The organism is Peribacillus sp. ACCC06369 (genome assembly GCF_030348945.1).
GTDB lineage: Bacteria > Bacillota > Bacilli > Bacillales > DSM-1321 > Peribacillus.
The window spans coordinates 5,122,908-5,149,570 of the sequence record NZ_JAUCEN010000002.1 but is presented as its reverse complement, the minus strand read 5'-3'; the positions used below and the strand labels follow the sequence as shown (position 1 = coordinate 5,149,570).

Here is a 26,663-nt window from a genome sequence, read left to right as displayed (position 1 = left end):
GAAGGAGGGCCCCTAATGGAAATATTCAACTGTCCAAACTGTAATTCGTTAATCGTTATGACGAAATTCCGTGATGTATGCGATGCCTGCTATAAAGAAGAAGAAGCCCAATATGATAAAGTGTATGCATATATTCGCAAGAAAATAAATAGAACGGCGTCCATGATGCAAGTGGTTAAGGACACTGGCGTTGAAGAGACTTTAATCATTAAATTCGTGAAAACAGGAAAGCTAAGGATTTCGCAGTTTCCCAATCTGGGAATTCCTTGTGAAAAGTGCGGTACTCACATCAAGAGCGGAAGGTTATGCGGAGAATGCAGCGATTCACTGCGTACGGATTTGGAGACATTTGAAAATGAGGAAAAGCGCCTAACTGGAATTCAAGGAAATGATAAAAAAAATACGTACTACATGAAGGAAGATCAATAAGGATAAATCATGGCAACATGATGCTTGATTTGTTAAAATATTCGATATTGAGAACAAGAATCGACAATGGTTGTCGAAGGAAAGATTAAAGAAACAATTAAAGAAATCCATTCCTTGTCGATAATAACGATAGGGAGATTAACACAGTCCAGAGCCATTTTCATGGTCTGTTAAGGAAACGTACTATTATGGAATCTAAAAAATGGACCGAAGGAGAGGATCTGGAATATGAAAATCAATAACGTCGGTATGACAGGTGTTAACCCTTATAATCTTCAAGCCAATAAAACGGGGAATATCAAAGAATCCAAGGTCAAATCCTCGGATAAAGTCGAAATTTCTTCAGCGGCAAAAGAAATGCAGCAATCATCTCCGATTCCTGCTGCAAGACAAGCAAAAGTGGACGAATTGAAAATCCAAGTTGAAAACGGAAATTATAAATTGAATGCACAGGCAACGGCTAAGGGTCTCATCGATTTTTACCGGAAATGAATTTTCATTGAAAATGCTTGAATGAAGTGGACGGAAGCATTTTCCGTCCTTCATTTATGAGTAGAGGAGGAGGCAAAATGTCTGCACGGAACATCATCGAATCGCTTGAAAAATTGATCAAGCTCCATAAAAGCTTCAATCAATTAGCGATAAGAAAAACGGTCATTTTGAAAGCAAGTGATACCGAGGCAATTAATGCCCTGCTGATTCAGGAACAAAAGCATATTAAAGCAATCAGTCAAACGGATAAGGAAAGGGAAGGGGCAGTCGAGGAATTTCTTACAGCAAATGGATCGGTGGGACAGGCGGCCTCCATCCATGCAATAACGGAAATGACAGGACCGGCAGAAACGGAAATCCTTGAACGGCTTAAAGCGGAATTGAGTGATGAAGTGGCTAAGCTGAAGGAGCGGAACTATTTAAATCAGCAATTGATCTATCAGTCCCTTCAATTCATCAATGTCTCTTTGGATATGCTGAGGCCGCAAAATCAGAACCTGAATTACGGGGATTCGGTTAAAATACCGGTAAAAAGCGCCATGGGAATGTTTGATACCAAAGCATAAGAAACAGAAAAAAGATGGAGGTTCGAGTAAATGATTTCAACCTTTATGGGTCTTGAGACGGCTAAGCGCGGATTATCCACCTCTCAAGGGGCCTTGTACACAACAGGAAATAACGTGGCCAATGCCAATACATTAGGTTATTCAAGGCAGCGGGTCAACCTGGTCCAGACGTCTGGCTTTCCTACTGTCGGGTTGAACAGCCCGCGCGTAGCTGGGCAGATCGGGACAGGGGTAGCGGCAGAAACGGTTCAGCGGATACGGGACAGTTTCCTGGACGCGCAATACAGGACACAAAGTAATAAAATCGGTTATTACGGGGCCATAAGCGAGTCCTTGACCAAAATGGAAGGGGTCATGAATGAACCAACCGACAGCGGATTGGCTGCCATGATGGAGAAGTTCTGGAATTCGCTGCAAGGGTTGACGGCCAATACGGAAAACTCCGGGGCGCGTGAAGTAGTTGCCTCAATAGGCGTCATGGTCGCGGATACCCTAAACTACTACTACAACTCGCTAACGAGCGTTCAAACGGATATCGGTAATCAGATATACGTCAAAGCGAACGATATCAATAGGCTCATTAGCAGTATTGATCAGCTTAATCAACAGATCAGTAAAGTGGAGCCGCATGGTTATATCCCCAATGACCTTTATGATAAACGTGATGTACTCGTAGACAATCTCTCTCAACTTGTCAGCATTAAAGTGAATAACGTCATTCCGACGGATTATGGCAGAGCCAGCGATGTGGCAACTGGGCTGTATAACATCGAATTGATGCAAGAAGACGGTTCCTCCTATAAGCCGCCCATCAATCTGGTAAGTGTTAACCAAACCGGGATGGTGGGGATTTCGAAAGTTGAAGTTAGCCATGATAAGACGACAGGTATGGTGGACGGAGTGAAATTTGGTTCGAAATCATTGACGGATTACAAATTCACTGGAGAACTATCCGGTTTGATCAACAGCTTCGGTTATAAAAAGGCTGATGGCACGATCGGGGGAGCTTATCCTGATATGCTGAAAAAGCTCGATAATATGACGACAGCTTTTGTGAATGAGTTTAATGCCATCCATAAACAAGGATATGCGTTAAGTGATGGCAGCACTTCGACATTGAACTTCTTTGAACTCGAACCAGGTAAGAGTGCCGCCCAAAGCATCAAGGTGAATCGTGAGATCGTAAAGGACCCGACAAAAATTGCCGCAGGCGGTAAAAGTGGAGGGGCATCCGGGGATAATGAAAATGCAAAACTCCTGGCTGACCTCAAGAAGAAGGCGTTTAGTGAGTACTCGACTAAAGACCAAAATTCAAAGGAATTGACAGGAAGCTTCGACACCTATTATTCCGGTATCATCGGGAAGCTTGGCGTGGATTCCCAAAGCGCCCAAAAGAACCTTTCCAACTCTGTCGTGCTTGCTGAATCCGTTAATCAAAATAGGGAGTCCGTCAGTTCCGTATCCCTTGATGAAGAAATGACGGACATGATCAAATTCCAGCAGGCATACAACGCTTCTGCACGAATGATGACGATGATGGATGAAATGCTCGATAAAATCATAAACGGAATGGGTACAGTAGGCCGATAGGAGTGAACGGAAATGCGGGTAACGCAATCGATGCTAACCAATAATATGTTAAGCAATTTAAGCAGCAGTTATGAAAAGATGGCCAAGCTGCAAGAACAGGTTTCCTCTCAAAAGAAATTCTCCAAACCATCGGATAACCCTGTTGCGGCCATGATGGGAATGGGGTACCGGACAAATCTCAATCAAATTGGGCAATATCAAAGTAACATTGCCGAGGCGGCCAATTGGATCGACAGCACGGATGATGCCATTACTGATGCGGTTTCCGCCATGCAGCGAATTCGAGAGTTAACGGTTCAAGGCAGCAATGGTACGTATGAAGGGGAACAGCTGAAAAATGTTTCAGAGGAAATTAAGCAATTAAAAGAACATCTCATAACTCTTGGCGACACACAGATAGCCGGGAAGTATATTTTCAACGGCCAGGATACGAATGTGAGACCGTCATCCGTTAAAGACGCGGATGGGAATACGGTATATGGCGCAGGGGGCATAAACCTTGAAGTGTTTTCCGGGATTTCCCTTAAAATCAATACGGACGGTTCCAAGATATTTGGTGATGCACTTGCCACTGGCGGAAGCATCGACCAGACAATCGATGCACTGGAAAACGGCGGCGACGTGAGTGGCGCGCTCGAAGGGCTTGATGCAACGATAAATACGTTCTTAGGCATGCAGGCACAGGTTGGCGCAAGGCAGAATCGGATTGAGCTGATGACGGACCGTCTCAAACAGCAGGAGGTTTTTGCCACTGAAATCCTTTCGAAAAATGAGGATGTCGATATCGAAAAAGCGATCATGGATTTGACGACCCAGGAAAGTGTCCATAGTGCTGCATTAAGTATCGGAGCAAAAATCATGCAACCGAGTTTATTGGATTTTCTTCGCTAAGCTATTCTTAAATGGATAGCTTTTTTCTATAAGGAGTGTTGATGATGCAGATTCCACAAATTAGATTGCAATCCACCTCAATGAAGATTGGATTGAATATAGAGCAGCCTGTACAGAAAATCGAACAGAAGGCAGCGGTCCAGTCAATCGAACAACCGCAAGCAATCCTGGAAATTCAAACGACCCCAGGCAAGCTGACGATCGATCAGTCACAAGCCAGGGAAGATATGGATTTGAAAAGCCTCTCCAAGCGAGTGGAAGAATTTGCGCAGCAGGGATATCAAGAATGGATGGCGGGTATGGCAAGACGTGCCCAGCAGGGGACGGAGCTGAGGCATATTGAAAAAGGCGGTAATGCACTCGCTGATCAGGCCAGGCAAAACAGCAAAGGGCCCGAGAAGCAATTCAATCTCGGATGGATTCCCTCTCATTTCAGCGTGAAGCTTGACTACCAGCCGGCCCAAGTGAAGCTTGAAGCAACCGCTCAAAAACCGATCATTGATGCTCAAATCCATAAGGTGAACCATGCGTACACACCAGGCAGTGTGAATGTGGAAATTCTACAAAAAAATGCGCTGGATATAGATTTCATTAATTTATTTCCGGATGAGATAGGGAAGTGAAAACATAGATGATCATACAGACAAAATTTCATGGCGAAATGGAAATTGCAGAAGAAAAGATTTATAGATTTGAAAGCGGGATACCAGGGTTTTTAGAAGAAAAGCAGTTTTGCTTGCTAACTTTGGATGACACGCCCTTTTTCGTCCTGCAATCCTTAGAAACAAAAGAGGTTTCCTTCATTGTGACGAATCCTTTTGAAGTGTACCGCGATTACGAAGTGAAGCTTACGGATGAGGTATTATCTTCTTTGCAAATAGAAACGGAACTGGAAGTCCTGACTTTCGTTATATTAACGATCCAGGACCCTTTCAATGATACGACGGCGAATCTCCAGGCACCCATCATCATAAATAGCTCTAAAAAAATGGGAAAGCAATTTATCATGAGCGGCAGTGAGTACCGTACAAAGCACAGACTGATTGGACCTCTAGAAGAACAGGGGGGAGAATGATGCTCGTATTGACCAGAAAACTAAATGAATCGATCATGATTGGCGATGATATCGAAATTACGATTCTGTCCGTTGAGGGAGAACAGATCAAACTGGGTATCAATGCCCCTAAAAACGTCGATATCCATAGGAAAGAAATCTACCTATCGATCCAGCAGGAAAATAGCGAAGCCTCCAAAACTGAAACCAATCTACTGAAAAATATAAATGAATTTTTCAACAAAAAGTATTAATATCCGCTAAATATGTTTCCAAGCAGGTCGATATAAAATACAACGAAGGGCAGTGAAATAGGCGGCCGACTTATACACTTCCCATCGTAAACAACCACATGGATGTGGGAACTTAAAACTCAAGGAGGAAACATAAATGATCATCAATCACAATATCTCAGCTCTAAACACGCACCGTCAATTATCAAGTGCAACCAATGCACAATCTAAATCTATGGAAAAATTATCTTCTGGTCTTCGTATTAACTCAGCAGCAGATGACGCAGCAGGTCTTGCAATTTCGGAAAAAATGCGTGGGCAGATTCGCGGTTTGGATCAAGCTACTCGTAACTCTCAAGATGGTATTTCACTTATCCAAACTGCAGAAGGCGCTTTAAACGAAACTCATGATATTCTTCAACGCATGCGTGAATTAGCTGTTCAATCTGGCAATGATACAAACGTTGAAGCTGATCGTCAATCAGTACAAGATGAATTTGATCAATTAGCAAAAGAAATCACTCGAATTTCTTCGACTACAGAATTCAATACTCAAAAACTACTTGATGGAAGTGGCGATTTCACTTTCCAAATCGGTGCTAACAAAGATCAAAGCTTAACAGTAACTATCGATGCAATGGACGCAACTAAACTTGGAGTTGCTACTGGGACAGATGAAGCTAGTACTGTTGGACTTGATATTAAAACTCAAACTGGCGCTAATGATGCGATTGCATTAATTAATACAGCAATCGAAACAGTTTCAACACAACGTTCTAAATTAGGGGCTACTCAAAATCGTTTAGAACATACTATTAATAACTTAAGCACTTCGTCAGAAAATTTAACTGCTTCTGAATCTCGTATTCGTGATGTGGATATGGCAAAAGAAATGATGACTCAAACTAAGAATTCTATTTTGTCTCAAGCTTCTCAAGCAATGTTAGCTCAAGCAAATCAGCAACCGCAGGGTGTTCTTCAATTACTGCGTTAATTTTTATTCGTTATTCAATAAGACTCCAGATTGTTTCTGGGGTCTTTTTTGTATTATAAGAGTAATAGAAACAGATATGAATATGGTAGAATCCCTTTTCATAGGGAATGTAAAGATGTTCATGAACATCTTTAGTCGCAAACAAATCCTAGAGGGACTAAATATAAGACTGTAATTACCGATATAAAAAGTAAAGATATCATATTGGAGGCTATTTAGATGTTGGATAATTTGTCCATGAATATTCTTTCCTCACAACTTAGAATAGCCATCTCAGAGGGAATCAGTTCATATTATCAGCGGGAAATGAATACGCTTGCCTATTCAGAGCAAAGTGCGGAATCTACTGATGAGCCTACAAAGTAAAAGGTTCAGGAAGTGGTGGATAGTTTGAACACTTTCCTGGATCCAACACATACGGCTGTTCGTTTTGAGTATCATGAGAAGCTGAATGAGTATTATGTCAAGGTTGTGGATGACGTAACGGATGAGACGATTCGGGAGATCCCTCCTAAGAAGTTGCTGGATTTCTACGCGGCAATGACGGAGTTTGTCGGGATCATGGTGGATGAAAACATATAGGCGGTGAACAATTTTGGTACGAATCAGTGGTTTAGCAAGTGGAATGGACATTGATGAACTAGTTAAGAGCATGATGCAGGCAGAACGGGTGCCATTGGATAAATTAACACAGAAAAAGCAGTCTTCCGAGTGGCAGCGGGATGATTACCGCTCGATGAATACATCTTTATCAGAATTGGATACTCTCATTCGTGATGGAATCGGGAAGCAGTCATCCTTCATTAAAAAGAAGGTGTCGGTATCGAATCCAGATGCAATATCCGTGAAAAATGTGAACTCGGCCAGTGATTTTACTGGCAATATAAAGGTGATCGGGCTTGCCAAATCAGCAAGCATGACCAGTACGGAGAAATCAGCTGTTACTGACTCCAAAAAGAAACTATCGGAATTGGGCTTCAAGACACCTCAAGAAATTACGATACTGGCCATCAATAAAGATGGCGGTTTTGATACGGAAGTAAAAGATGGAGTAACAGTGGAAAAACCGTATACGCTTACCCTTAATGCGGACGACACGTTAGAGAGTGTCATCAATAAAATCAATGCTAACTCGGGAGTGACTTTATTTTTTGATGAAAATTCCCAGCAGTTTTCCATCACTGCTAAAAATACCGGCGATGTTAAAGACCGCCCTGAAATTGAATTGGGGGGCACCGGAGATTTTTTCAATATGTTAAAAATGAGCAGTAACAATGAGGGGGCTGGCGGCTCAATAGGGGAAAATGCATCCATTGTTTATAATGGCCTGGAAATTTCCCGACCTTCGAATACGTTTCAGGTTAATGGAGCGGAAATAACGGTAAAGCAGAAAACGACGGATACCGTTACATTCTCATCAACAGCTGATGTTGATGCCATCTTGGACACGATCACTCAGTTTGTGAATAAATATAATGAAATCATTAAAAAGGTTCAGGATAAAACGGGTGAAGCGAAATATCGCTCCTTTACCCCACTAACAACCGAGCAAAAGAAGGCAATGACGGAAGATGAAGTGAAGCTGTGGGAGGAAAAAGCGAAGAGCGGAACGTTAAAAAGCGATTCGACATTAAAAAGTCTTTTAACTACGATGAGATCATCTCTGTACACCTCGGTCGATGGGATCACAGAAAAAAACAGTCTTAGCAGTTTGGGAATTACCACAACAAAGAATTACCTCGAGGGCGGTAAATTAACGATTGATGAGGACAAGCTCCGGGCAGCCATTAGTGAGGATCCCAATGCGATTTATGATATGTTCATGGCCAATGGATCGGAAAAGATCAACAAAGGCCTCGCCCGCCGATTAAGGGATGATATACAATCATCCATGAAGGTGATAACTGAAAAAGCAGGGAAGGCCGGCTATGTTAATAACTCGTTTACCATTGGGAAATTGGTTAACGGATTGGATACCCGAATTTCAACATTTGAAGCAAAGTTAACGAAATTGGAATCACGTTACTACAGCCAGTTCACGGCTATGGAAAAAGCGATTCAAAAGGCAAACAGCCAAAGTGCATCGTTAGCTTCTTATTTTAGTTAAGGTAAGTCGGAAAGGAAGTTAAATATGGCGATAAATAATCCATATCAATCGTACCAACAAAATTCAGTCAATACAGCATCTCCTGGCGAGCTTACATTAATGCTGTATAATGGCTGTTTGAAGTTCATCGTGCTTGGGAAAAAAGCCATTGAAGCTGGTAATATTGAAGCGAGGAATACGAACATCATCAAGGCGCAAAACATTATCCACGAATTGATGGTGACGTTGAATATGGATGTGGAAGTATCCAAAGAAATGATGAGTCTGTATGATTTCATGAATCGCCGTCTGATAGATGCGAATTTGAAAAATGATGTTGCTGCCTTGGAAGAGGTGGAGGGACTTGTTACTGAATTCCGGAATACTTGGAAGGAAGTTATTCAGATGAACCGGAAAAAACAATTTACGCAAAGCGGTCAAGTGTAATGCTGATTCAAACCTTTCATGATTTGACTGCTGAATTACTTGGTGTTCTGGAAGACCGGACGATTGCAGAACGTGATGATAAAATAGAAAGGGTCACACAGCTGATTGATCAGCGAGATGAACTTCTTTCAGAAGTCAAACCGCCTTTTACTGGTGAAGAGCAACAGCTAGGCCGTGCAACCATATTGCTTAACCAAAAGGTCGATCACTTGCTGAAGCTCCAAAAGCAGGAAATACAGCGGGATATCCAGGAAATAAATAAGAAGAAAAAATCATCTAATAAATACACGAACCCGTATGAGAGTCTATCAGTAGATGGCATGTTCTACGATAAAAGAAATTGATTACCCAACCGTTTGGATCCCAAACGGTTTTTATGTTAAATATTTTTAAATTTTCTGTAAATAATATGGTCTTAATTTTTTCTTTATGGCATTACATTTGTTATAATGGAGTTAGGGCAGACATCAACCCTTTCCAAACCTTCCGACAATTGTTTCATAATTTTTCGACATATTTCATGATGTGTTTCCAAAAGGAACCGGAGGGGTATTGTAGAATCTAACTGTATAGTCTTAATTTAAGGAGGACTCACTTTATGAATTACAACGTACGCGGTGAAAACATTGAGGTAACTCCAGCAATTCGAGAATACGTCGAAAAGAAAATTGGCAAGTTAGAACGATATTTTAACAATACACCAGATGCAAATGTGTTAGTGAATTTGAAAGTGAACAATAATACATCAAAGGTCGAAGTGACGATTCCTATGCAGAATTTGGTTCTTCGCGCTGAAGAGGAAAATGCGGATATGTATGCTGCCATTGACTTGATCAATGATAAGCTTGAACGCCAAATTCGTAAACATAAAACGAAGGTCAATCGTAAATACCGGAACAACATATCAACGACGCCCGAGGCATTCGCCTTCAATACGGAAGTTGACGAAGTGGTGGATGAATTCGAAGACGATAACGATATTGAAGTGGTCCGCAATAAGCGCTTTGATTTAAAGCCGATGGACAGTGAAGAAGCGATTTTACAAATGAATATGCTTGGTCACAGTTTCTTCGTTTATACGAATGCGGATACCAACACAACGAACGTGGTGTACCGTCGTAAAGATGGACGCTACGGATTAATTGAACCTAGTTAATTATGAATCTAAGATCAAAAGCACAGCCTCTGGGTTGTGCTTTTTTAATGCATTTTGGTAGATTACCAACATATTCGTTGGCAGTTGATAACATTTTTTATATTTATATGAATTGGAAAGTATAAAAGTTTTGTTCTTTAAAAAATAGAAAGTAATTTGAGTTTCATTTTAAAGAACGAAATTCGTTCTTTAATGAGATAAAATAATTATTTGTACCTATAAAATCACCACTATCTTTTGGGCTATACTAAATTTGTTAGTTCTTTAAAAAGAACGGTTAGTTTATTATGAAAAACAATTGGCTAAAGGTGCAGAGGGGTTTTTTGTATCGGAAGAATTGCCATACATGCCATAGGGCTTCTTTTAGCAGTGCGGAATATGGAAAGTGGCTTTGTCCGACCTGCGGCAAGGACTTAACTGTGCAAAAAGCACGGACGCACTTACAATAGAGAGAATTGATACGCCCCATCGATTGATTAAGAAGAGAAATATTTACTATTATATAAAAAAGCGAAATTGACTATTGCATATGATAAAAAATGAATTGGGTTTTTAATTTTCATAATATTGTAATATTTTGTCGGATGAAAGTTTTTGCATTTTGGTAGATTACCGACATAAAATAGCAATATATGGAGTGGGTATCCGTTATAATATGATTATAAGTAATGTATTTGGTAATAAGTACCACGGCAAAGGCAAACTTATTGAAAGATGAGGGCGCAAAGGCACAGGTCTAAGGTCCTTAAGACTATGATGGCTGGTCTGCCTGAAATACAAAGAGTATTTTAGGAGGTAGAAGAGGTGGCTAATGTGGAAATGGATCCAGAATGGGTGAAGTTGATTTCAGAAGCAAGGAGCTTGGGTTTCAAAAAAGAGGAAATTATAGCTTTTTTTGAACGGAAAAGCCTTGAGGTTACATTAGAGGAAAACGATGGAAGATAAGTACCTAAAAGATGAGAACATCCCTATAAACAGTGATTCAACCCATTAGCTGTTTATAGGGTTTATTCTTCCATTCTAGCGAGTCTTGCTTATTCAAGCTGTATTCTTCAGGATTATGTAGGTAGACTAGTACACTTCTATTCTTCTTTATCTTTTCTCCATTTATTAAACTCGATGAATTCCCTGAATTGTTGTTTTGAAACACCGGAATTCATAGCCTCTTCAACAATTTTCATCCAATCAGTGTCCAAGATTTCCTTATTCGGTGCATCGTAAAGTAGGGCATCGACAGGAATGTTGAGTACGGTGGAGATTTTTTCAAGAAATTGAATGGAAGGATTCGTTTGTAAGTTCCGCTCGAGGGAACTTAAGTAAGACTTTGCCACGCCTGCTTTATCGGCGAGTTCGGTCATCGACATTTTCTTTTCTTCTCGCAGTTTTTTTACACGTTCACCAATCATCAATACCACCTCGAAACATGTTCTATTTATCTTCTGCTAATAAGTTTCAGTAGCCCACCTTATCATTCAAAACATGAAGCCTGTATGGTTGGATTACCTTGACATGCTATCGCTAGGGATGACACAGCATCTAGTGATGGAAGGTTATGGGAAATTCTCTTTTGCATTTGGAAATAGAGGGGAGTCTGCTATATATTTTATATACTTCCTTCTATTTTAACAGTTTTACTCCTCATTTATCCATTGTTTTTCACAAGAATTGAATTCGGGTCGATAGGAACGGTAGTGACATGAAGTTGTACCTCTAGGATAGAAGTGGTAAAATTAAGCGTGGATTAGTCATAATAGAAGGTGTGTTTCTTCTTAATTTATATGAATTTTGTCATTGAACGATCATTACCATAATAGAGGAGCGTTATTGAATGCTTAATATATTAAATAAAGTTTTTGATCCGAATAAGCGAGAAATCAAACGTTTGGAAAAAATCGCTGATCAGGTCGAAGCGCTGGCCGATGAGACGGCTGCGTTATCGGATGAACAGTTGCGTGCCAAAACTGGTGAGTTTAAAGAGCGTTATCAAAATGGGGAAACCGTGGATGATTTGCTCGTTGAGGCTTTTGCGGTTGCGCGTGAAGGGGCAAAACGTGCTTTAGGGTTATATCCTTACCGTGTTCAAATCATGGGTGGGGCATCCCTTCATGACGGAAATATCTCCGAGATGAAAACAGGGGAAGGTAAAACATTAACATCCACCATGCCGGTTTATTTAAACGCGCTTACTGGTAAAGGTGTACATGTCGTTACTGTCAATGAATACTTGGCACACCGTGATGCCACCGAAATGGGGATATTGTATGATTTCCTTGGTTTGACCGTCGGATTGAATTTGAACAGTCATTCTAAAGAAGAAAAACAAGAGGCGTACAATGCCGACATTACGTATAGCACGAATAATGAGTTAGGTTTTGATTACCTGCGTGACAATATGGTGTTATATAAAGAGCAAATGGTACAGCGTCCACTGCACTTTGCTGTCATTGATGAAGTCGATTCGATTTTGATCGATGAAGCGAGAACGCCTTTGATCATTTCCGGTTCCGCACAAAAATCGGCCCAGCTTTATATCCAAGCCAATGCGTTTGTGAGAACGTTACAAAAAGATACGGACTACACGTATGATGAAAAGACAAAAGGCGTTCAGCTGACCGAAGATGGGATGAACCGAGCTGAAAAAGCGTTTAATATCGATAATTTGTTCGATATTAGTCACGTTACATTGAATCATCATATCAATCAGGCGTTGAAGGCGCATGTTTCCATGCATTTGGATGTGGATTATGTAGTCCAGGATGGCGAGATTGTCATCGTTGACCAATTCACTGGCCGTTTGATGAAGGGCCGCCGTTATAGTGAAGGTCTCCACCAGGCGATCGAAGCGAAAGAAGGCCTTGAGATTCAAAATGAAAGCATGACTCTTGCGACGATTACATTCCAGAACTATTTCAGGATGTACGAAAAGCTTTCCGGTATGACTGGTACAGCCAAAACGGAAGAAGAGGAATTCCGCAATATCTATAATATGAATGTCATTGCGATCCCGACAAACAGGAATATCGTCAGGGATGACCGGGCAGATCTTATATACGCGTCAACAGATGGGAAATTCAAGGCTGTTGTGGAAGACATCGCCGAACGATATACAAAGGGTCAGCCAGTGCTTGTCGGTACGGTTGCCATCGAAACATCGGAAGTCATTTCTGCCTATTTATCCAAAAAAGGAATCCCTCACGATGTTTTGAATGCAAAGAACCATGAACGTGAAGCGGAAATCATTGCGAATGCAGGTAATCAAGGCTCAATCACGATCGCTACGAACATGGCAGGACGCGGTACGGATATCAAGCTTGGTGAAGGTGTCAAGGAGCTTGGTGGCCTTGCTGTAATCGGTACGGAACGTCATGAAAGCAGGCGTATAGATAACCAGTTGCGTGGTCGGTCCGGCCGTCAAGGGGACCCAGGGGTCACTCAATTCTATTTATCAATGGAAGATGAATTGATGCGCCGCTTCGGTTCCGATAACATGAAAAGCATGATGGCACGCCTTGGAATGGATGATTCCCAGCCAATTCAAAGTAAAATGGTGACGAGGGCCGTTGAATCCGCACAGAAACGAGTCGAAGGCAATAACTTCGATTCACGTAAGCAATTACTGCAATATGATGATGTTCTCCGTCAACAACGTGAAATCATCTATAAGCAGCGTTTCGATGTAATGGAAAGTGAGAACTTACGTGAAATCGTCGAAACGATGATTACGGCATCCATCCAGCGCAATGTTGTCGCGTTTGCACCAATGGGCGATGAGGAAGGCTGGAATTTACAAGGCCTTGTCGATTACCTGAATGGTAACCTATTCAATGAAGGTTCCATCACTGTAGATGATCTAGAAGGAAAAAATGAAGCGGAATTGGTTGAATTCATTTTAGCGAAAGTGAAAGAAAACTATGACCAAAAAGAAGAAGAGCTATCTGAAGAACAAATGCGTGAATTCGAAAAAGTAATCGTTCTTCGTGCAGTCGATAGTAAGTGGATGGACCATATTGATGCAATGGAGCAATTGCGCCAAGGGATCCACCTTCGTGCTTATGGCCAGATCGATCCACTTCGTGAATATCAATCAGAAGGATTTGCGATGTTTGAAGCCATGATTGCTTCTATGGAAGATGAAGTCGCAAAATACATCATGAAGGCTGAAATCCGCAACAATCTAGAGCGGAAGGAAGTCATAAAAGGACAAGCGGTCAATCCGAAGGAAGAAGACGGGGGAAAAGTGAAAAAAGCCCATGCCCGTAAAAAGGAAGACGTTGGCCGAAACGCGTTATGTCCTTGCGGCAGCGGTAAAAAATATAAGAATTGCCATGGCAATTTAGGCTGAAATTAGGTGTATAATGATTATGAGACGGTTAAGTGTAAGGCTTGCCGCCTCTTTTCATGTTTAGTTTGCATAAAGCAATATATTTGCATATAGTTTGAAGAGGTTTATTTGTAATGAAGTGAATCCCTCTACAGGGATTTTTTTAACATACTAATGAGGTGAAGAGAAATGGAATTAGCAGAAATAAGAAATGAACTTGAACGGACAGCGCAACGATTAACGGACTTTAGGGGGTCTCTTTGACTTAGATGAAAAAGAGGCACGAATCGCAGAGCTTGAAAATGAGATGACACATCCCGATTTTTGGAATGATCAGCAAAAAGCACAGACTGTCATCAATGAAACGAATGCTCTGAAAGAACAAGTCAATCAATTGTCCGATCTGAATGAATCATATGAAAATCTGGATTTGACATATGAACTAGTGAAAGAGGAGAATGATGAAGAACTTTTGGCAGAGCTGGAAGAAGAAATCACGATCCTTTCACAAAAGATGAATGACTTTGAACTTCAACTTTTACTAAGTGAAGAATATGACTCGAAAAATGCCATTCTTGAACTGCATCCAGGTGCAGGCGGAACGGAGTCCCAGGATTGGGGTTCCATGCTGCTTCGTATGTATACAAGATGGGGTGAAAAAAGAGGCTTTAAAGTGGAAACCCTTGATTACCTTCCAGGTGATGAAGCTGGTATCAAGAGTGTCACTTTACTTTTCAAAGGCCATAACGCCTATGGTTATTTGAAAGCGGAAAAAGGAGTGCACCGTCTTGTCCGTATTTCTCCTTTCGATTCCTCAGGACGACGCCATACTTCATTCGTTTCATGTGAAGTCATGCCGGAATTCGATGAGACGATTAATATTGAAATACGCACGGAAGATTTGAAAATCGATACGTACCGTGCAAGTGGTGCAGGTGGACAGCATATCAATACAACTGACTCGGCAGTCCGGATCACACATTTACCTACTAATACCGTGGTAACGTGCCAAAATGAGAGATCTCAAATCAAAAACAAGGCCCAAGCGATGAATATGCTGAAAGCCAAATTGTATCAACGTGAAATTGAACAGCAACAAGCGGATTTGGATGAAATCCGTGGTGAGCAAAAGGAAATTGGCTGGGGAAGTCAAATTCGTTCTTACGTTTTCCACCCGTATTCCATGGTTAAAGATCACCGTACTAGTGCGGAGACCGGAAACTTGGGAGCTGTCATGGATGGAGATATCGATATGTTCATTGATGCGTATTTACGTTCAAAATTATAAGATGCGCAAGTCGGACCGGATTCCCGGTCCGGCTTTTTTTGTGATTTCTTATGCATGGGGCTCCCTGAATGATGTCTTCTGGCTGACATTAACAGGATATGAAAAGGGATGCTATGCTTCGTTCGGCCAATACTAGATAATAACGATGGTTTGAGGAGACAATATGGAATGAGGAAAAGATACCGGGAGCCGAAGCACCCTTTTCTGCAAAAGTTAATGGAGTATGGATTGGTGATTGTCGGTTCGGCCATAATTGCCATTGGTTTTAATGTATTCCTGTTGCCTAACCAGATTGCATCTGGCGGTGTCAGCGGGATTAGCACTATTCTGGATTCAACTCTCGGTTGGGAGCCGGCCTATGTACTGTGGGGGTTTAATATCCCTTTGTTCATTGCGGGGCTTATCATCCTGGGAAGACATTTCGGAGCCAAAAGCCTGATTGGAACCTTGTTCTTGCCTTTAGTGGTATTTCTGACAAAGGATTGGGATGCATGGACGAATGATGCATTGCTTGGTTCGATTTGCGGAGGGATTATGGTCGGACTTGGGCTGGGGATTGTCTTTCGCGGGAAGGGTTCTACAGGGGGGACCGATTTAGCGGCACAGATTTTCCATAAGTATACCCACCTGTCATTAGGGACTTGTGTGGCTGTCATTGATGGAATCATCGTTTTAAGTGCTGCCATTGTTTTTGATATTGAAAAAGGGCTTTATGCATTAATAGGATTATATGTGACAAGTAAGACGATAGACCTCGTCCAGGTTGGGTTGAACCGTTCAAAGATGTCACTGATAATCACGAATAAAGAAATGGAAGTAAGGGATGCTATCATACATGAGCTGGACCGGGGAGTAACAGGGATATCCGGGTATGGCGGCTATACGGATGATACTCGTCCTATTTTAATGTGCGTAATAGATCAGTCGGAATTCACCAAATTGAAACAATTGGTGAAACTCGTTGACCCTAAAGCGTTTGTAATTGTAATGGACGCATCTGAGGTACTTGGAGAGGGTTTTAAACTGGATTGAAATTGGTATAATGTTCTTGTGCTGGTATAAATCAGAGGGGGTAAATTCAATGAAAATGAAATGGTTAGCCTTAGTTTTGGGTACTTCTTTGGCGTTGGCTGCATGCGGTGGGAACGATGATGCTGCAGATAAAGAGCCTGCAAGTGAAAATAATGAAACGACAACGGCGGGTGCTGGTGATGCCGCGAAAATTTACGAAAACAAATGTTCAAGTTGTCATGCAGTGAATCTTGAAGGCGGCGTAGGACCGAATTTAACGAAGGTCGGTTCGAAGCTATCAAAAGCAGACATCGAAAAAGTCATCGAGAATGGCCAAGGTGGTATGCCAAAAGGTATACTTCAGGGCAAGGAAGCGAGCATGGTCGCAGAATGGCTTGCTGGACATAGGTAATATTAACGAAACGTTCTGTTGTCAGCAGGACGTTTTTTTAGCCTCCTTTAAAACCTCGAAACAACTCACATTCAATCCCTTATCAAGCAATTAAACCCTTGAAATATTACATATGATGTTGATATATGTCTAACTGAAATGAAACTGTAATATTTTTTAAGCTTAATTTGACAAAATATGATGTTATAATGTTTCTGTGCTCAAGTAAGAGAAATTCCTGTCAGATTTAATTGAAAATTGTCGAAAAAGCTGTAGTACATAATGATAATACAAGCAAATTAGGTGGTTTTAGAATGATAGAAATGATAGATGTGAAAAAGACATATCCAAATGGCGTAATTGCCATTAATGGAATCAACGTGAAAATAAAGCCAGGCGAGTTCGTTTATGTAGTGGGTCCCAGTGGTGCCGGAAAATCGACTTTCATCAAAATGATGTATAGGGAAGAAAAGCCTACAAGCGGTAATATTTTGGTCAATGGCCTTAGCCTTCCAAGTATCCGCAATTCGAAAGTTCCTCTATTCCGCCGTAATATCGGTATGGTATTCCAAGATTTTAAACTCCTTCAAACATTCACTGCTTATGAAAATGTAGCATTTGCCATGGAAGTTATCGAAAAGGAACCAGAAGAAATCAAAAAGAGAGTCATGGAAGTTCTTGATCTGGTTGGCATTAAACATAAAGCTAGAATGCTGCCTTCCGAATTATCTGGTGGGGAACAGCAAAGGGTTGCGATAGCCCGTTCGATCGTAAATGATCCCAAGGTGGTCATTGCCGACGAGCCTACAGGGAATCTTGATCCTGAAACATCATGGGAAATCATGAACATATTTGAAGAAATTAATAAACGCGGAACAACACTTGTCATGGCCACTCATAATAGGGACATCGTCAACAATATCAAACGACGTGTCATTGCCATTGAAAGTGGAAAAATAGTTCGCGATGAACATCGAGGTGATTACGGATATGAAATTTAGAACATTGCTCCGTCACTTCCGTGAAAGTTTTAAAAATATTGGCCGTAATGGATGGATGACGTTTGCTTCAGTCAGTGCAGTAACGGTCACTCTAACATTGGTTGGCGTCTTTTTAGTGCTCATGATGAATTTAAATCATATCGCGGGAAATGTGGAGAAAGATGTCGAAGTTCGTGCACATATTGATAATGCAGCGAATGATGACGATATAAAAGCTATCGGAAAGAAAATTACGGAGATGAACGGCATTGAATCAGTGGTCTTCTCTCCAAAAGATGAAGAGCTTACGAATTTAATAGATGATTTAGGTGATAATGGTGATGCTTTTAAACCATTTGAACAGGACAACCCATTAAGGGACGTTTATATCATCAAAACGAAATCACCGCAAGATGTCATCAAGGTGGCAAAGGAAATTGAAGGCTTTGAGTATATCCAAAGTGTTAAATATGGACAAGGCTACGTCGAGAAACTGTTCAGCTTCGTGAATATTGCGAGAAATATAGGAATCGTTCTTATTGTTGGTTTACTATTTACTGCGATGTTCCTGATTTCTAATACGATTAAAATTACCATTGTAGCCAGAAGAAAAGAAATTGAGATCATGAGATTGGTAGGAGCAACGAATACATTCATCCGTTGGCCATTCTTCTTGGAGGGACTCTGGTTGGGAATCCTCGGTTCCATCGTTCCCATAGGTCTGATAGCTGTACTCTACTACAATCTTTATAAATATGCAGCACCACAGATTACGTTCAAATTCATAGATTTTCTGCCTGCGAATCCGTTTATTTATCAAGTTTCGGCCATCCTCATTGTAATTGGCGCCGTTATCGGGATATGGGGTAGCTTGATGTCCGTCAGGAAGTTCTTGAAAGTATAAAAATGTAACTTTACACTTGAATGCCAAAAGAAGCCGGATACAAATAGAGAGACGTTACAAGGCACTGGATGTAACGGGATTGAAAGGGGAAATGAAACGTTGAAAAAAAATATCATTGCTATGAATGCCTCCATCATGATTGGGTTGGGAAGCATTTTAGCGGCACCATCGGTTTATGCAGAGTCGATTTCGGATTTAGAAAAACAGAAAGAATCCATTCAGGAAAAACGCTCTGGTGTTGAATCGAATATTTCAGACACGGAGAAGAAAATCGATAACCTGCAGGATAAGCAAATGACAGCAGAAGAACAAATAGCGGCCATTGAAGCGAAAATTGCAGAGTCAACAAAAAAAATCGATGCTAAAAATGCTGAAATTACACAAACGAAAAAAGAAATCGAGGCATTGAAAGAAGAGATTAAAGTATTAAAAGAGCGGATAGCCAAACGTAATGAAGTATTGAAGGAAAGGGCACTTTCTTTCCAGGAGACTGGTGGGGACGTGAACTACCTTGAAGTATTATTCGGATCATCCAGTTTTGGAGATTTAGTTGACCGTGTTGGAGCTGTAGCGACAATTGCAGAAGCCGACCGTGATATTTTAAAGCAGCATGAGCTGGATAAAAAGGAACTGGAAGAAAAACAAAATGCCGTTGAAGCGAAGCTTGCCAGTTTAGAAGTGGCAAAAGCTGAACTTTTGGAAATTCAAAAGCAACAAAAACAGCAGAAGCAAGAAAAGGATGCATTGGTTAAGAAATTAAAGCAACAAACTGAAAAGCATGAACATGAGAAGATGGGCCTAGAGGAAGAAAAAGAGAATCTTGCTGCTCAAGAAAAAGCTATCAAATCAGCCATCAACTTAGAGCATCAGCGTCTTGCCGAATTGGAAGCAGCTCGTAAAAAAGCGGCAGCCGAAGCGAAAAAACGTGCAGAGCAAGAAGCGGCACAAGCTGCAGCACAAGCAGCTTCACAAGCTTCCGAAACAAAAAAACAATCCACTTCTTCAGGATCTAGTGCAAAAAGCAACAGTTCATCATCTGCACCATCATCTTCACAAGTTTCGTCTAATGTAAGTCAAGCGCCAGCTGTATCATCAGGTACTTTCACTAGACCAAGTGCAGGATATGTATCTTCAACAATGGGTGAACGTTGGAATAAACAGCATGCCGGCATCGATATTGCTGCAAGTGGAACGGTTCCGGTTGTAGCGGCAGCCGACGGAGTCGTAAGCCGTTCTTACTTCTCAAGTACATACGGTAACGTTGTCTTTGTTACCCATTCAATCAGCGGTCAGCAATGGACTACTGTGTATGCACATTTAAGTTCTAGACAAGCAGGCGAAGGTTCTGTTGTTGCCAAAGGTCAACAAATTGGCATCATGGGTAACACAGGACATTCATACGGTCAGCATTTACACTTTGAGCTACATAAAGGCGCATGGAATTATAGCAAGTCAAATGCTGTTAATCCATTAAACTATATAAATATTTAATACCCAATATATCATCGGAAAAAACAGACTAGGATAAATTCCCTAATCTGTTTTTTTTGTGGTGCCGCCATTTTCTTCAAGCATATTCTTACCAACCCCCTCATATAGTGAATTACATATCAGGTCAGAAATGGGGATAAATATGGTCAAAAAATGGGTACTTCCTCTAGCAATCATCATGTCACTAGCCATTGGAGCAGTGGGGGGCATATATTGGACAAGCCTTCCGGATAAGAATGAAGCAAAGGATGAAAGCCAAACAATATTGAAGGATAAGGAATGGGCAAAAGTGGAACAAGCTTACGGTTTGATCGTAAGTCAGTATGTAGAACAGGTGGACGGTTCTAATCTGGTGGAAGGTGCCATCCAAGGCATGCTGTCAGCATTGAAAGATCCTTATTCCGTATATATGGACAAGGAGACCGCTAAGCAATTCAATGAAACCTTGGACTCCTCTTTTGAAGGGATAGGTACTGAAATTGGTATGGAAGATGGTAAGGTCATAATCGTATCTCCTTACAAAGATTCGCCTGCTGAGAAAGCTGGATTAAAGCCGAAAGATCAAATCCTTAAGGTGAATGGTGAAAGTGTAGAAGGTTTGGATCTGTATGAAACACGCCTGAAAATCCGTGGTGAAAAAGGGTCACCCGTCAAAATGGAAATCAAGCGGGCGGGGGTTTCCAACCCACTTGAATTCAATATGGTGCGTGCCGAAATTCCATTGGATACCGTATTTTCATCAATTAAGGAAGTCGCCGGGGAACAAATCGGTTACATCGAGCTGACCACATTCTCGGAAAATACTGCGAATGATTTCAAAAAGCAGATGAAGGAGCTGGAAAAGAGGGGGATCGGAGGCTTGGTCATAGATGTACGCGGCAACCCAGGTGGCCTTCTTTCTAGTGTGGAAACGATTCTTGGCGAGTTTATCACAAAAGAAAAGCCCTATTTGCAAATTGCAGAAAGAACGGGAGAAACACAATCGTTTTTTACAAGCCTTAAGAAAGCGAAAAGTTATCCAATTGCCGTCTTGACGGATAAAGGCAGCGCTTCGGCCTCTGAAATCCTGGCTGGCGCGATGCAAGAGGCGGGAGGCTATCCATTGGTCGGCGAGAAGACCTTCGGGAAAGGCACAGTACAGCAAGCAGTACCAATGGGTGATGGCAGTAAGATTAAACTTACGTTATATAAGTGGCTGACGCCTTCAGGGAACTGGATCCATAAAAAAGGGATCGAACCGACCATCAAAGTAAAACAGCCCGATTACTTTGATGCCCATCAGCTGGCTGTTGAGAATGTCTTGCAGCGGGATATGAATGATGAACAAATCCAGTATGCCCAAAGCATTCTGAAAGGACTTGGATTTGAACCTGGTCGTGAGGATGGATATTATGATTGGAATACAGAAATCGCCGTAAAAGCATTCCAAAAACAATTTGGCCTGAAAGTGACAGGTAAGCTGGACGCAAAAACCGCAGCACATCTGGAATCCGCCATTCTGGACAAGATCCAGGATGAAGATAATGATATTCAGTTACGCACGGCTTTGAATTATTTAGTTAAATAACTGTAGTGCGCCGTTCCCTTGGAGCGGTGCCTTTTTTGCGTTGGATCAACGCCTGTCTGCAAACATGAAGGCAGTATAGGGAAAACATGAGATAAAGCTATTTTTTCTGCATCTTAATAGGCATGGAGGTTACATTTTTGATAGAATAGGAGGTAACTGACCAGAACGAAATTTGACAAAATATTGATACTTTGAGGATGGTGGAAAGAAATTGACAACGGATTGGCTGATAGCATGCTTAATGGGATTAGGAAAACTCTTCCTTCATCCTTTGCTTTATGTTTCGATTGCCTATTGTTTATTCATCGGCTATCTTCGAGTTAAACGGGAACGACATGATTTTAATACGAAGATCTACAGAGTTTCCATGGAGCTACGTTCCATGCTACCACAAGGATTGATATGGGGATTGATCTTTTCTGTCCTCACGTTGGCTTCGGGAATCACCATTCCTTTGGCGGCACTGTACATCATGGCTGGGGTTACGATCTTGTCCATGTTATCCATGAAAAAGCGGTTTGTTTCCCCCGTTTATACAGTGGGACTCACCTTCTTCATCCTTTTTTTTCTATATGATAGAGATATCAAGCTGACGGTATTTCAGGATGTTTTTAATCAGCTTGATCGGTCCGTGTATCCGACACTTGTTATTTTAATAGGGTTATTACTGATTGCTGAAGGGTTTTTGATTGTTGGCAATGGAAGCAAAAAGGTCTCCCCTCAGTTGGAGGTATCCAAGAGGGGGCAGCCGATTGGTGTGTATGTTTCACAACGAATCTGGCTAATTCCCATGTTCGTCATGATTCCGGGAGGACAACTTCCAGTTCCCTTCGAATGGTATCCGGTTTTTTCAATCGGGGACACATACCTGTCGCCAATCTTGCTTCCCATTTTAATCGGCTTCAAGCAAAAAGTTCATGGGACGCTCCCGGAACAGGCCATAAGGGCGCAAGGCAAAAAGGTAGGGGCATTGGGATTTGTGATTACGGCATTGGCAGTGGGTAGTTACTGGTACCTCCCATTGGCAATCATAACGGCCGTTTTAGCAATCTTGGGTCGTGAATTCCTTCATTATTCCCAAAAGGCATTGGATGAAAAGCTGCCTTTTTATTTTTCGAAAAGTAAGCTTGGTGTCCAGATCTTAGGCGTTATCCCTCAATCTCCGGCGGATAAAATGGGGTTGCTAAAAGGCGAGGTCATTTCGAAAATAAATGGTGTCGTCGTCAGGGAAGAAGAAGAGTTATACAGGGCTCTCCAAATAAACCGGGCGCATTGCAAGCTTGAGGTCATCGATAATAATGAACAGATTCGTTTTGTGCAAAGAGCTCTTTTTGACGGGGAGCATTACGAATTGGGCATCTTGTTCGTTGACGATCAATTGAAGGAAAGCGGACAAGTGGGTTAATGCCGCAAAAGCGGTGCACATGCATATAAAATAAAACGGCCTTTCTCGAAATATATCGAGAAAGGCCGTTTTCAATAGAAACGTGTTATTACTTTTCAAGCATGATCTTTTCTATATCATCCAGCATTTTATTAGCTGCAAGTACTCCACCAGCTGTATTCCATGTTGCGTCGCTAACTTCATGAGCATTTCCATTTTTGACTGCATCAAGGTTTTTCCAAAGTGGATCATTTGTCCATTCTTTTGCTGTGCTTAGAGCTTGTTTGTCGCCTTCAGGAGCGTAGGTGAAGTAAAAGAGAAGATCTCCATCCATTTTAGGGATGACTTCTTTTCCTACCTCGATGGCAAGGTTACCTAATTTATTATCTGCAGTGAACAGTTCCTTTTGTTGTTCTGCACGCTTAAATCCTAATTGATCGAAAATCACTCCAGAGAATGAGTCTGTGTAATAAATACGAGTAGTTCCAGCCATGAAACGAACAACGGAAACTTCTTGATTTACCTTATCACCCAATTTAGCTTTAAGATCTTCTGTGTGTTTATCGAATTCTGCAATTACGTCGTTTCCTTTTTCTTCAAGGTTCAAGGCTTTTGAATATAGTTTAAAGTTTTCTTTCCAATCTCCTCTTAGCGTTTCAGATAATACGGTAGGGGCAATTGCATTTAATTTATCATAAACAGCCTCTTGGCGAATCTTGCTTCCAATAATCAAGTCAGGCTTCAGTGATGCGATTTTCTCTAAGTTAACTTCATGTTCTACACCAACAACTTCGACTCCATCCATATCATCTTTAATATGGTCGTACCAAGGGTCGCCAAGCCATGATTGAACGGCACCAACAGGTTTGATTCCTAAAGCAAGTAATGCTTCAGTACCTTCATTTGTCAGAACGACCACTCTTTTAGGCGTTTCTTTCAATTCAGCAGTGCCCATGGCATGCTCAATTGTGTAGCTTTTCTCTTCTTTCTTGTCTTCAGCTTTATTTCCTTCGGCTTGATCATTCGAATTCCCGCAAGCTGCTAGAAGGAAGACTGCAAATATTGTAAAAATCGTTAATAATGACTTAAATCTAAACATCTATGTATCCCTCCCAATTTTTCGGCAAATGATAATCATTCGCACTTAACAGCATCATCATAAAATGAATATACTTTTCTGTCAATATATAATTGAAAATGATTCTCAAATTCGTTGACATAATCCTGTTAACGCCAGTACAATTGAATTAAATAAGATATACAAACGTGATTGGAAAGGTAACTGGATATGTTATTAAAAAATTCATGGCAGAAATGGATGGGGCTGTTCATTACCATTATTTTGCTGCTGTTTTTAATGTGCTCAAGCATAGTATACGGATATACAAATACAACATGGCAAATGGCCATTGATGCTTTTACCCATTTCAATGGGACGAATGAACACATTGTCATTCAATCAGTAAGACTGCCACGAGCCCTGATTGCATCGGCAATTGGTGCAAGTTTGGCCATCTCAGGGGTGTTAATGCAAACGCTAACTAAAAATCCACTCGCTTCTCCAGATATATTCGGTGTCAACGCAGGCGCGGGATTGGCGGTTGTCACTGGGGTCACCGTTTTTGGGATAAGCAATCTTCAAGTATTCACATGGTTGTCTTTTATAGGGGCCGCCATAGCCGCGATAAGCATATATATGATTGGAAGCATGGGACGGGGCGGCTTGACACCGATGAAGCTGACATTGGCCGGTGCAGCCATGACTGCCATGGTATCTTCACTCACACAGGGTCTTCTCGTTTCTAATGAGGCCCTTTTAGAGCAAGTGCTGTTCTGGCTTGCTGGATCAGTTTCCGGGAGAAGTCTGGACAATTTAATTGCCGTCCTGCCGTATCTTGTTGTTGGTTGGGGCATTGCCTTGATTGTGTCCGGTAAAATGAATGTGTTATCCATGGGTGAAGATGTTGCAAAAGGTCTAGGACTGAACATAGTTTTCCTTAAACTGGTTCTGGGACTGGCAGTCATCCTGCTAGCTGGAGGATCAGTAGCGGTTGCGGGTCCGATTGGTTTTATTGGAATCGTCGTTCCGCATCTTACCCGTTCTATAATAGGCATCGATCATCGCTGGTTGATTCCTTTCTCTGGACTTTTCGGGGCGGTGCTTTTAATCGTAGCCGATATCATATCCAGGTATATCCTGATGCCCCGAGAAGTTCCTGTTGGAGTCATGACAGCCATAATCGGGACCCCATTCTTTATTTATATAGCTAGAAAGGGGTTCAGCGGTCGATGAAGTCATATAAGAGCTTTCGTTTGTTTAATGAAAAAATATCATTCTTAATGGATAAAAAAGCAATGATCGTGATTTTCGCATTATTTTTAGTCACTTCATTAGTGTTTGTGATCAGTACTGCTGTGGGTGAAATGAATATCCATCCGTTGAGCGTACTTCAGGTCTTTATTGGAGGGGGGACGGAAAGCGATCGGCTTATTATCCAATCTTTCCGCCTGCCCAGAATAATTGTTGCTCTCTTGGTAGGGATGGGTCTTGCGGTAGCTGGAGGTATCCTTCAAGGGATGATTCGAAATCCACTTGCCTCCCCGGATATCTTGGGGATAACAGGAGGGGCGACTGTAGCGGTCGTTGGATTCATGGCCTTTTTTAGCGATAAGAACCATTCGTTAACGGTAAGCATCAATTGGCTTCCGTTAGCTGCATTCATTGGGGCGACAGTCGTGGCATTGCTTGTTTATTCTTTAGCCTGGAAAAATGGAGTTCCCCCGATAAGGCTTGTGTTGATTGGGATCGGGGTGATGGCTTTAATGAAGGCACTCACTACAATGATGATGATTCTTGGGCCCGTCTTTCAAGCGAGCCAGGCAAACCTTTGGATCACGGGTTCAGTATCTAACTCCACCTGGAGTAATATCGCGGTGCTGGCTCCATGGACGATTCTATTCCTTTTACTTGCCTTTCTATATGCCAGGAATATTAATTTACAGGAGTTAGGCGATGACCTTGCAACGGGGCTTGGAGGACATGTCCAAAAACAGCGGTTTACATTATTGATGATCAGTACGGCATTGATTGGTGGTTCTACCGCTTTTGCTGGAGGAATTGGCTTTGTGGGACTAATGGCGCCTCATATGGCTAGAAGGCTGGTTGGTTCGAGTTTTGGGGTGTTGTTGCCTACTTCAGCTTTGCTTGGCGGCATCCTTGTTATGGTAGCGGATTTGATTGGACGGACCTTATTCTCACCTTTGGAAATACCTGCTGGTGTCTTTACAGCGAGCATCGGTGCACCATACTTCATTTACTTACTTTATAAAACGAGGAATTCGTAATTCCGATAAAATGAATACTTTGAATAAGAAAGAAGCAGCCATC

General features: G+C 41.6%; 28 protein-coding genes, 1 pseudogene and 1 riboswitch. Of the genes and pseudogenes, 27 read left to right on the top strand and 2 right to left on the bottom strand.

Annotated features, from left to right (window positions below; translation table 11 throughout):
• The first annotated feature begins 15 nt into the window (after positions 1-15).
• From QUF78_RS26200 to sinI, 16 genes and pseudogenes are all read left to right on the top strand, one after another.
• Entirely contained in the window at positions 16-429 is a 414-nt protein-coding gene (locus QUF78_RS26200; protein WP_289326989.1) for a TIGR03826 family flagellar region protein, read from the top strand.
• 228 nt (positions 430-657) lie between these two features.
• Positions 658-921 carry a flagellar biosynthesis anti-sigma factor FlgM gene (flgM, locus tag QUF78_RS26195; RefSeq protein ID WP_289326988.1) on the top strand — a complete coding sequence of 88 codons (264 nt, stop codon included), beginning with the start codon at positions 658-660 and terminating at the stop codon, positions 919-921.
• A 77-nt stretch (positions 922-998) separates the two neighbouring features.
• Positions 999-1,487, top strand: coding sequence for a flagellar protein FlgN (locus QUF78_RS26190; RefSeq protein WP_289326987.1), 489 nt, complete (start codon positions 999-1,001; stop codon positions 1,485-1,487).
• A 30-nt stretch (positions 1,488-1,517) separates the two neighbouring features.
• On the top strand, positions 1,518-3,077 hold the full coding sequence (flgK, locus tag QUF78_RS26185; protein WP_289326986.1) for a flagellar hook-associated protein FlgK: 1,560 nt from the start codon (positions 1,518-1,520) through the stop codon (positions 3,075-3,077).
• A 12-nt stretch (positions 3,078-3,089) separates the two neighbouring features.
• Positions 3,090-3,968 (top strand): flagellar hook-associated protein FlgL, encoded by an 879-nt coding sequence (gene flgL / locus QUF78_RS26180; RefSeq protein ID WP_289326985.1) that lies wholly within the window; start codon positions 3,090-3,092, stop codon positions 3,966-3,968.
• Between the two features lie 44 nt (positions 3,969-4,012).
• Entirely contained in the window at positions 4,013-4,591 is a 579-nt protein-coding gene (locus tag QUF78_RS26175; protein WP_289326984.1) for a DUF6470 family protein, read from the top strand.
• Between the two features lie 8 nt (positions 4,592-4,599).
• Positions 4,600-5,043, top strand: a complete 444-nt coding sequence (fliW, locus tag QUF78_RS26170) for a flagellar assembly protein FliW (RefSeq protein WP_289326983.1) — start codon at positions 4,600-4,602, stop codon at positions 5,041-5,043.
• Positions 5,043-5,276: a carbon storage regulator CsrA gene (gene csrA / locus QUF78_RS26165; RefSeq protein ID WP_289326982.1), complete on the top strand. Its 234-nt coding sequence runs from the start codon at positions 5,043-5,045 to the stop codon at positions 5,274-5,276. The genes fliW and csrA overlap by 1 nt, the downstream gene beginning before the upstream one ends.
• A gap of 136 nt (positions 5,277-5,412) precedes the next feature.
• Entirely contained in the window at positions 5,413-6,249 is an 837-nt protein-coding gene (gene hag, locus QUF78_RS26160) for a flagellin Hag (RefSeq protein WP_289326981.1), read from the top strand.
• Positions 6,250-6,468: 219 nt separating this feature from the next.
• Entirely contained in the window at positions 6,469-6,615 is a 147-nt protein-coding gene (locus QUF78_RS26155; protein WP_289327423.1) for a hypothetical protein, read from the top strand.
• A 3-nt stretch (positions 6,616-6,618) separates the two neighbouring features.
• Positions 6,619-6,831, top strand: a pseudogene (flaG, locus tag QUF78_RS26150) (flagellar protein FlaG); the annotation flags it as partial.
• Positions 6,832-6,844: 13 nt separating this feature from the next.
• Positions 6,845-8,356, top strand: a complete 1,512-nt coding sequence (locus tag QUF78_RS26145) for a flagellar hook-associated protein 2 (protein WP_289326980.1) — start codon at positions 6,845-6,847, stop codon at positions 8,354-8,356.
• A gap of 24 nt (positions 8,357-8,380) precedes the next feature.
• A complete protein-coding gene (gene fliS / locus QUF78_RS26140) occupies positions 8,381-8,782 on the top strand; it encodes a flagellar export chaperone FliS (protein WP_289326979.1) in 402 nt (133 codons plus the stop codon).
• Positions 8,782-9,126: a flagellar protein FliT gene (gene fliT, locus QUF78_RS26135; RefSeq protein WP_289326978.1), complete on the top strand. Its 345-nt coding sequence runs from the start codon at positions 8,782-8,784 to the stop codon at positions 9,124-9,126. Before fliS ends, fliT begins: the two co-directional genes overlap by 1 nt.
• A 254-nt stretch (positions 9,127-9,380) precedes the next feature.
• Positions 9,381-9,938 (top strand): ribosome hibernation-promoting factor, HPF/YfiA family, encoded by a 558-nt coding sequence (hpf, locus tag QUF78_RS26130; protein WP_289326977.1) that lies wholly within the window; start codon positions 9,381-9,383, stop codon positions 9,936-9,938.
• A gap of 687 nt (positions 9,939-10,625) precedes the next feature.
• Positions 10,626-10,711, top strand: a riboswitch (cyclic di-GMP riboswitch).
• 31 nt (positions 10,712-10,742) lie between these two features.
• Positions 10,743-10,883, top strand: coding sequence for a DNA-binding anti-repressor SinI (gene sinI, locus QUF78_RS26125; protein WP_289326976.1), 141 nt, complete (start codon positions 10,743-10,745; stop codon positions 10,881-10,883).
• Between the two features lie 137 nt (positions 10,884-11,020).
• Here the strand turns inward: sinI and QUF78_RS26120 are convergent, their stop codons facing one another.
• Positions 11,021-11,344 (bottom strand): helix-turn-helix domain-containing protein, encoded by a 324-nt coding sequence (locus QUF78_RS26120; protein ID WP_289326975.1) that lies wholly within the window; start codon positions 11,342-11,344, stop codon positions 11,021-11,023.
• 422 nt (positions 11,345-11,766) lie between these two features.
• On the opposite strand from QUF78_RS26120, the gene secA reads away from it, so the two are divergent.
• From secA to QUF78_RS26075, 9 genes are all read left to right on the top strand, one after another.
• The gene (gene secA / locus QUF78_RS26115) at positions 11,767-14,280 is read left to right on the top strand and encodes a preprotein translocase subunit SecA (protein WP_289326974.1); all 2,514 of its coding nucleotides are present in this window, start codon (positions 11,767-11,769) and stop codon (positions 14,278-14,280) included.
• Positions 14,281-14,448: 168 nt separating this feature from the next.
• A protein-coding gene (gene prfB / locus QUF78_RS26110) for a peptide chain release factor 2 (protein WP_289326973.1) occupies positions 14,449-15,547 on the top strand; the annotation gives its coding sequence in 2 pieces (ribosomal slippage) (positions 14,449-14,511 and positions 14,513-15,547; 1,098 coding nt in all).
• A gap of 216 nt (positions 15,548-15,763) precedes the next feature.
• Positions 15,764-16,579 carry a YitT family protein gene (locus QUF78_RS26105; RefSeq protein WP_430102226.1) on the top strand — a complete coding sequence of 272 codons (816 nt, stop codon included), beginning with the start codon at positions 15,764-15,766 and terminating at the stop codon, positions 16,577-16,579.
• A 49-nt stretch (positions 16,580-16,628) separates the two neighbouring features.
• Positions 16,629-16,970, top strand: coding sequence for a cytochrome c551 (cccB, locus tag QUF78_RS26100; protein ID WP_289326971.1), 342 nt, complete (start codon positions 16,629-16,631; stop codon positions 16,968-16,970).
• Between the two features lie 293 nt (positions 16,971-17,263).
• Positions 17,264-17,950: a cell division ATP-binding protein FtsE gene (ftsE, locus tag QUF78_RS26095; RefSeq protein WP_061141190.1), complete on the top strand. Its 687-nt coding sequence runs from the start codon at positions 17,264-17,266 to the stop codon at positions 17,948-17,950.
• Complete coding sequence (gene ftsX, locus QUF78_RS26090; protein ID WP_289326970.1) at positions 17,940-18,833, top strand: permease-like cell division protein FtsX; 894 nt, start codon at positions 17,940-17,942, stop codon at positions 18,831-18,833. The genes ftsE and ftsX overlap by 11 nt, the downstream gene beginning before the upstream one ends.
• A 99-nt stretch (positions 18,834-18,932) precedes the next feature.
• On the top strand, positions 18,933-20,324 hold the full coding sequence (locus QUF78_RS26085) for a murein hydrolase activator EnvC family protein (protein WP_289326969.1): 1,392 nt from the start codon (positions 18,933-18,935) through the stop codon (positions 20,322-20,324).
• A 142-nt stretch (positions 20,325-20,466) separates the two neighbouring features.
• Positions 20,467-21,891, top strand: coding sequence for a S41 family peptidase (locus QUF78_RS26080; protein WP_289326968.1), 1,425 nt, complete (start codon positions 20,467-20,469; stop codon positions 21,889-21,891).
• Positions 21,892-22,102: 211 nt separating this feature from the next.
• Complete coding sequence (locus QUF78_RS26075) at positions 22,103-23,296, top strand: PDZ domain-containing protein (RefSeq protein ID WP_289326967.1); 1,194 nt, start codon at positions 22,103-22,105, stop codon at positions 23,294-23,296.
• An 88-nt stretch (positions 23,297-23,384) separates the two neighbouring features.
• On the opposite strand, the gene QUF78_RS26070 is transcribed toward QUF78_RS26075, so the two are convergent.
• Complete coding sequence (locus tag QUF78_RS26070; protein WP_289326966.1) at positions 23,385-24,374, bottom strand: ABC transporter substrate-binding protein; 990 nt, start codon at positions 24,372-24,374, stop codon at positions 23,385-23,387.
• A 189-nt stretch (positions 24,375-24,563) separates the two neighbouring features.
• Here QUF78_RS26070 and QUF78_RS26065 point away from each other — a divergent pair, with 189 nt between their 5' ends.
• On the top strand, positions 24,564-25,568 hold the full coding sequence (locus tag QUF78_RS26065; RefSeq protein WP_289326965.1) for a FecCD family ABC transporter permease: 1,005 nt from the start codon (positions 24,564-24,566) through the stop codon (positions 25,566-25,568).
• Complete coding sequence (locus tag QUF78_RS26060) at positions 25,565-26,620, top strand: FecCD family ABC transporter permease (RefSeq protein WP_289326964.1); 1,056 nt, start codon at positions 25,565-25,567, stop codon at positions 26,618-26,620. The genes QUF78_RS26065 and QUF78_RS26060 overlap by 4 nt, the downstream gene beginning before the upstream one ends.
• Positions 26,621-26,663 lie beyond the last annotated feature (43 nt).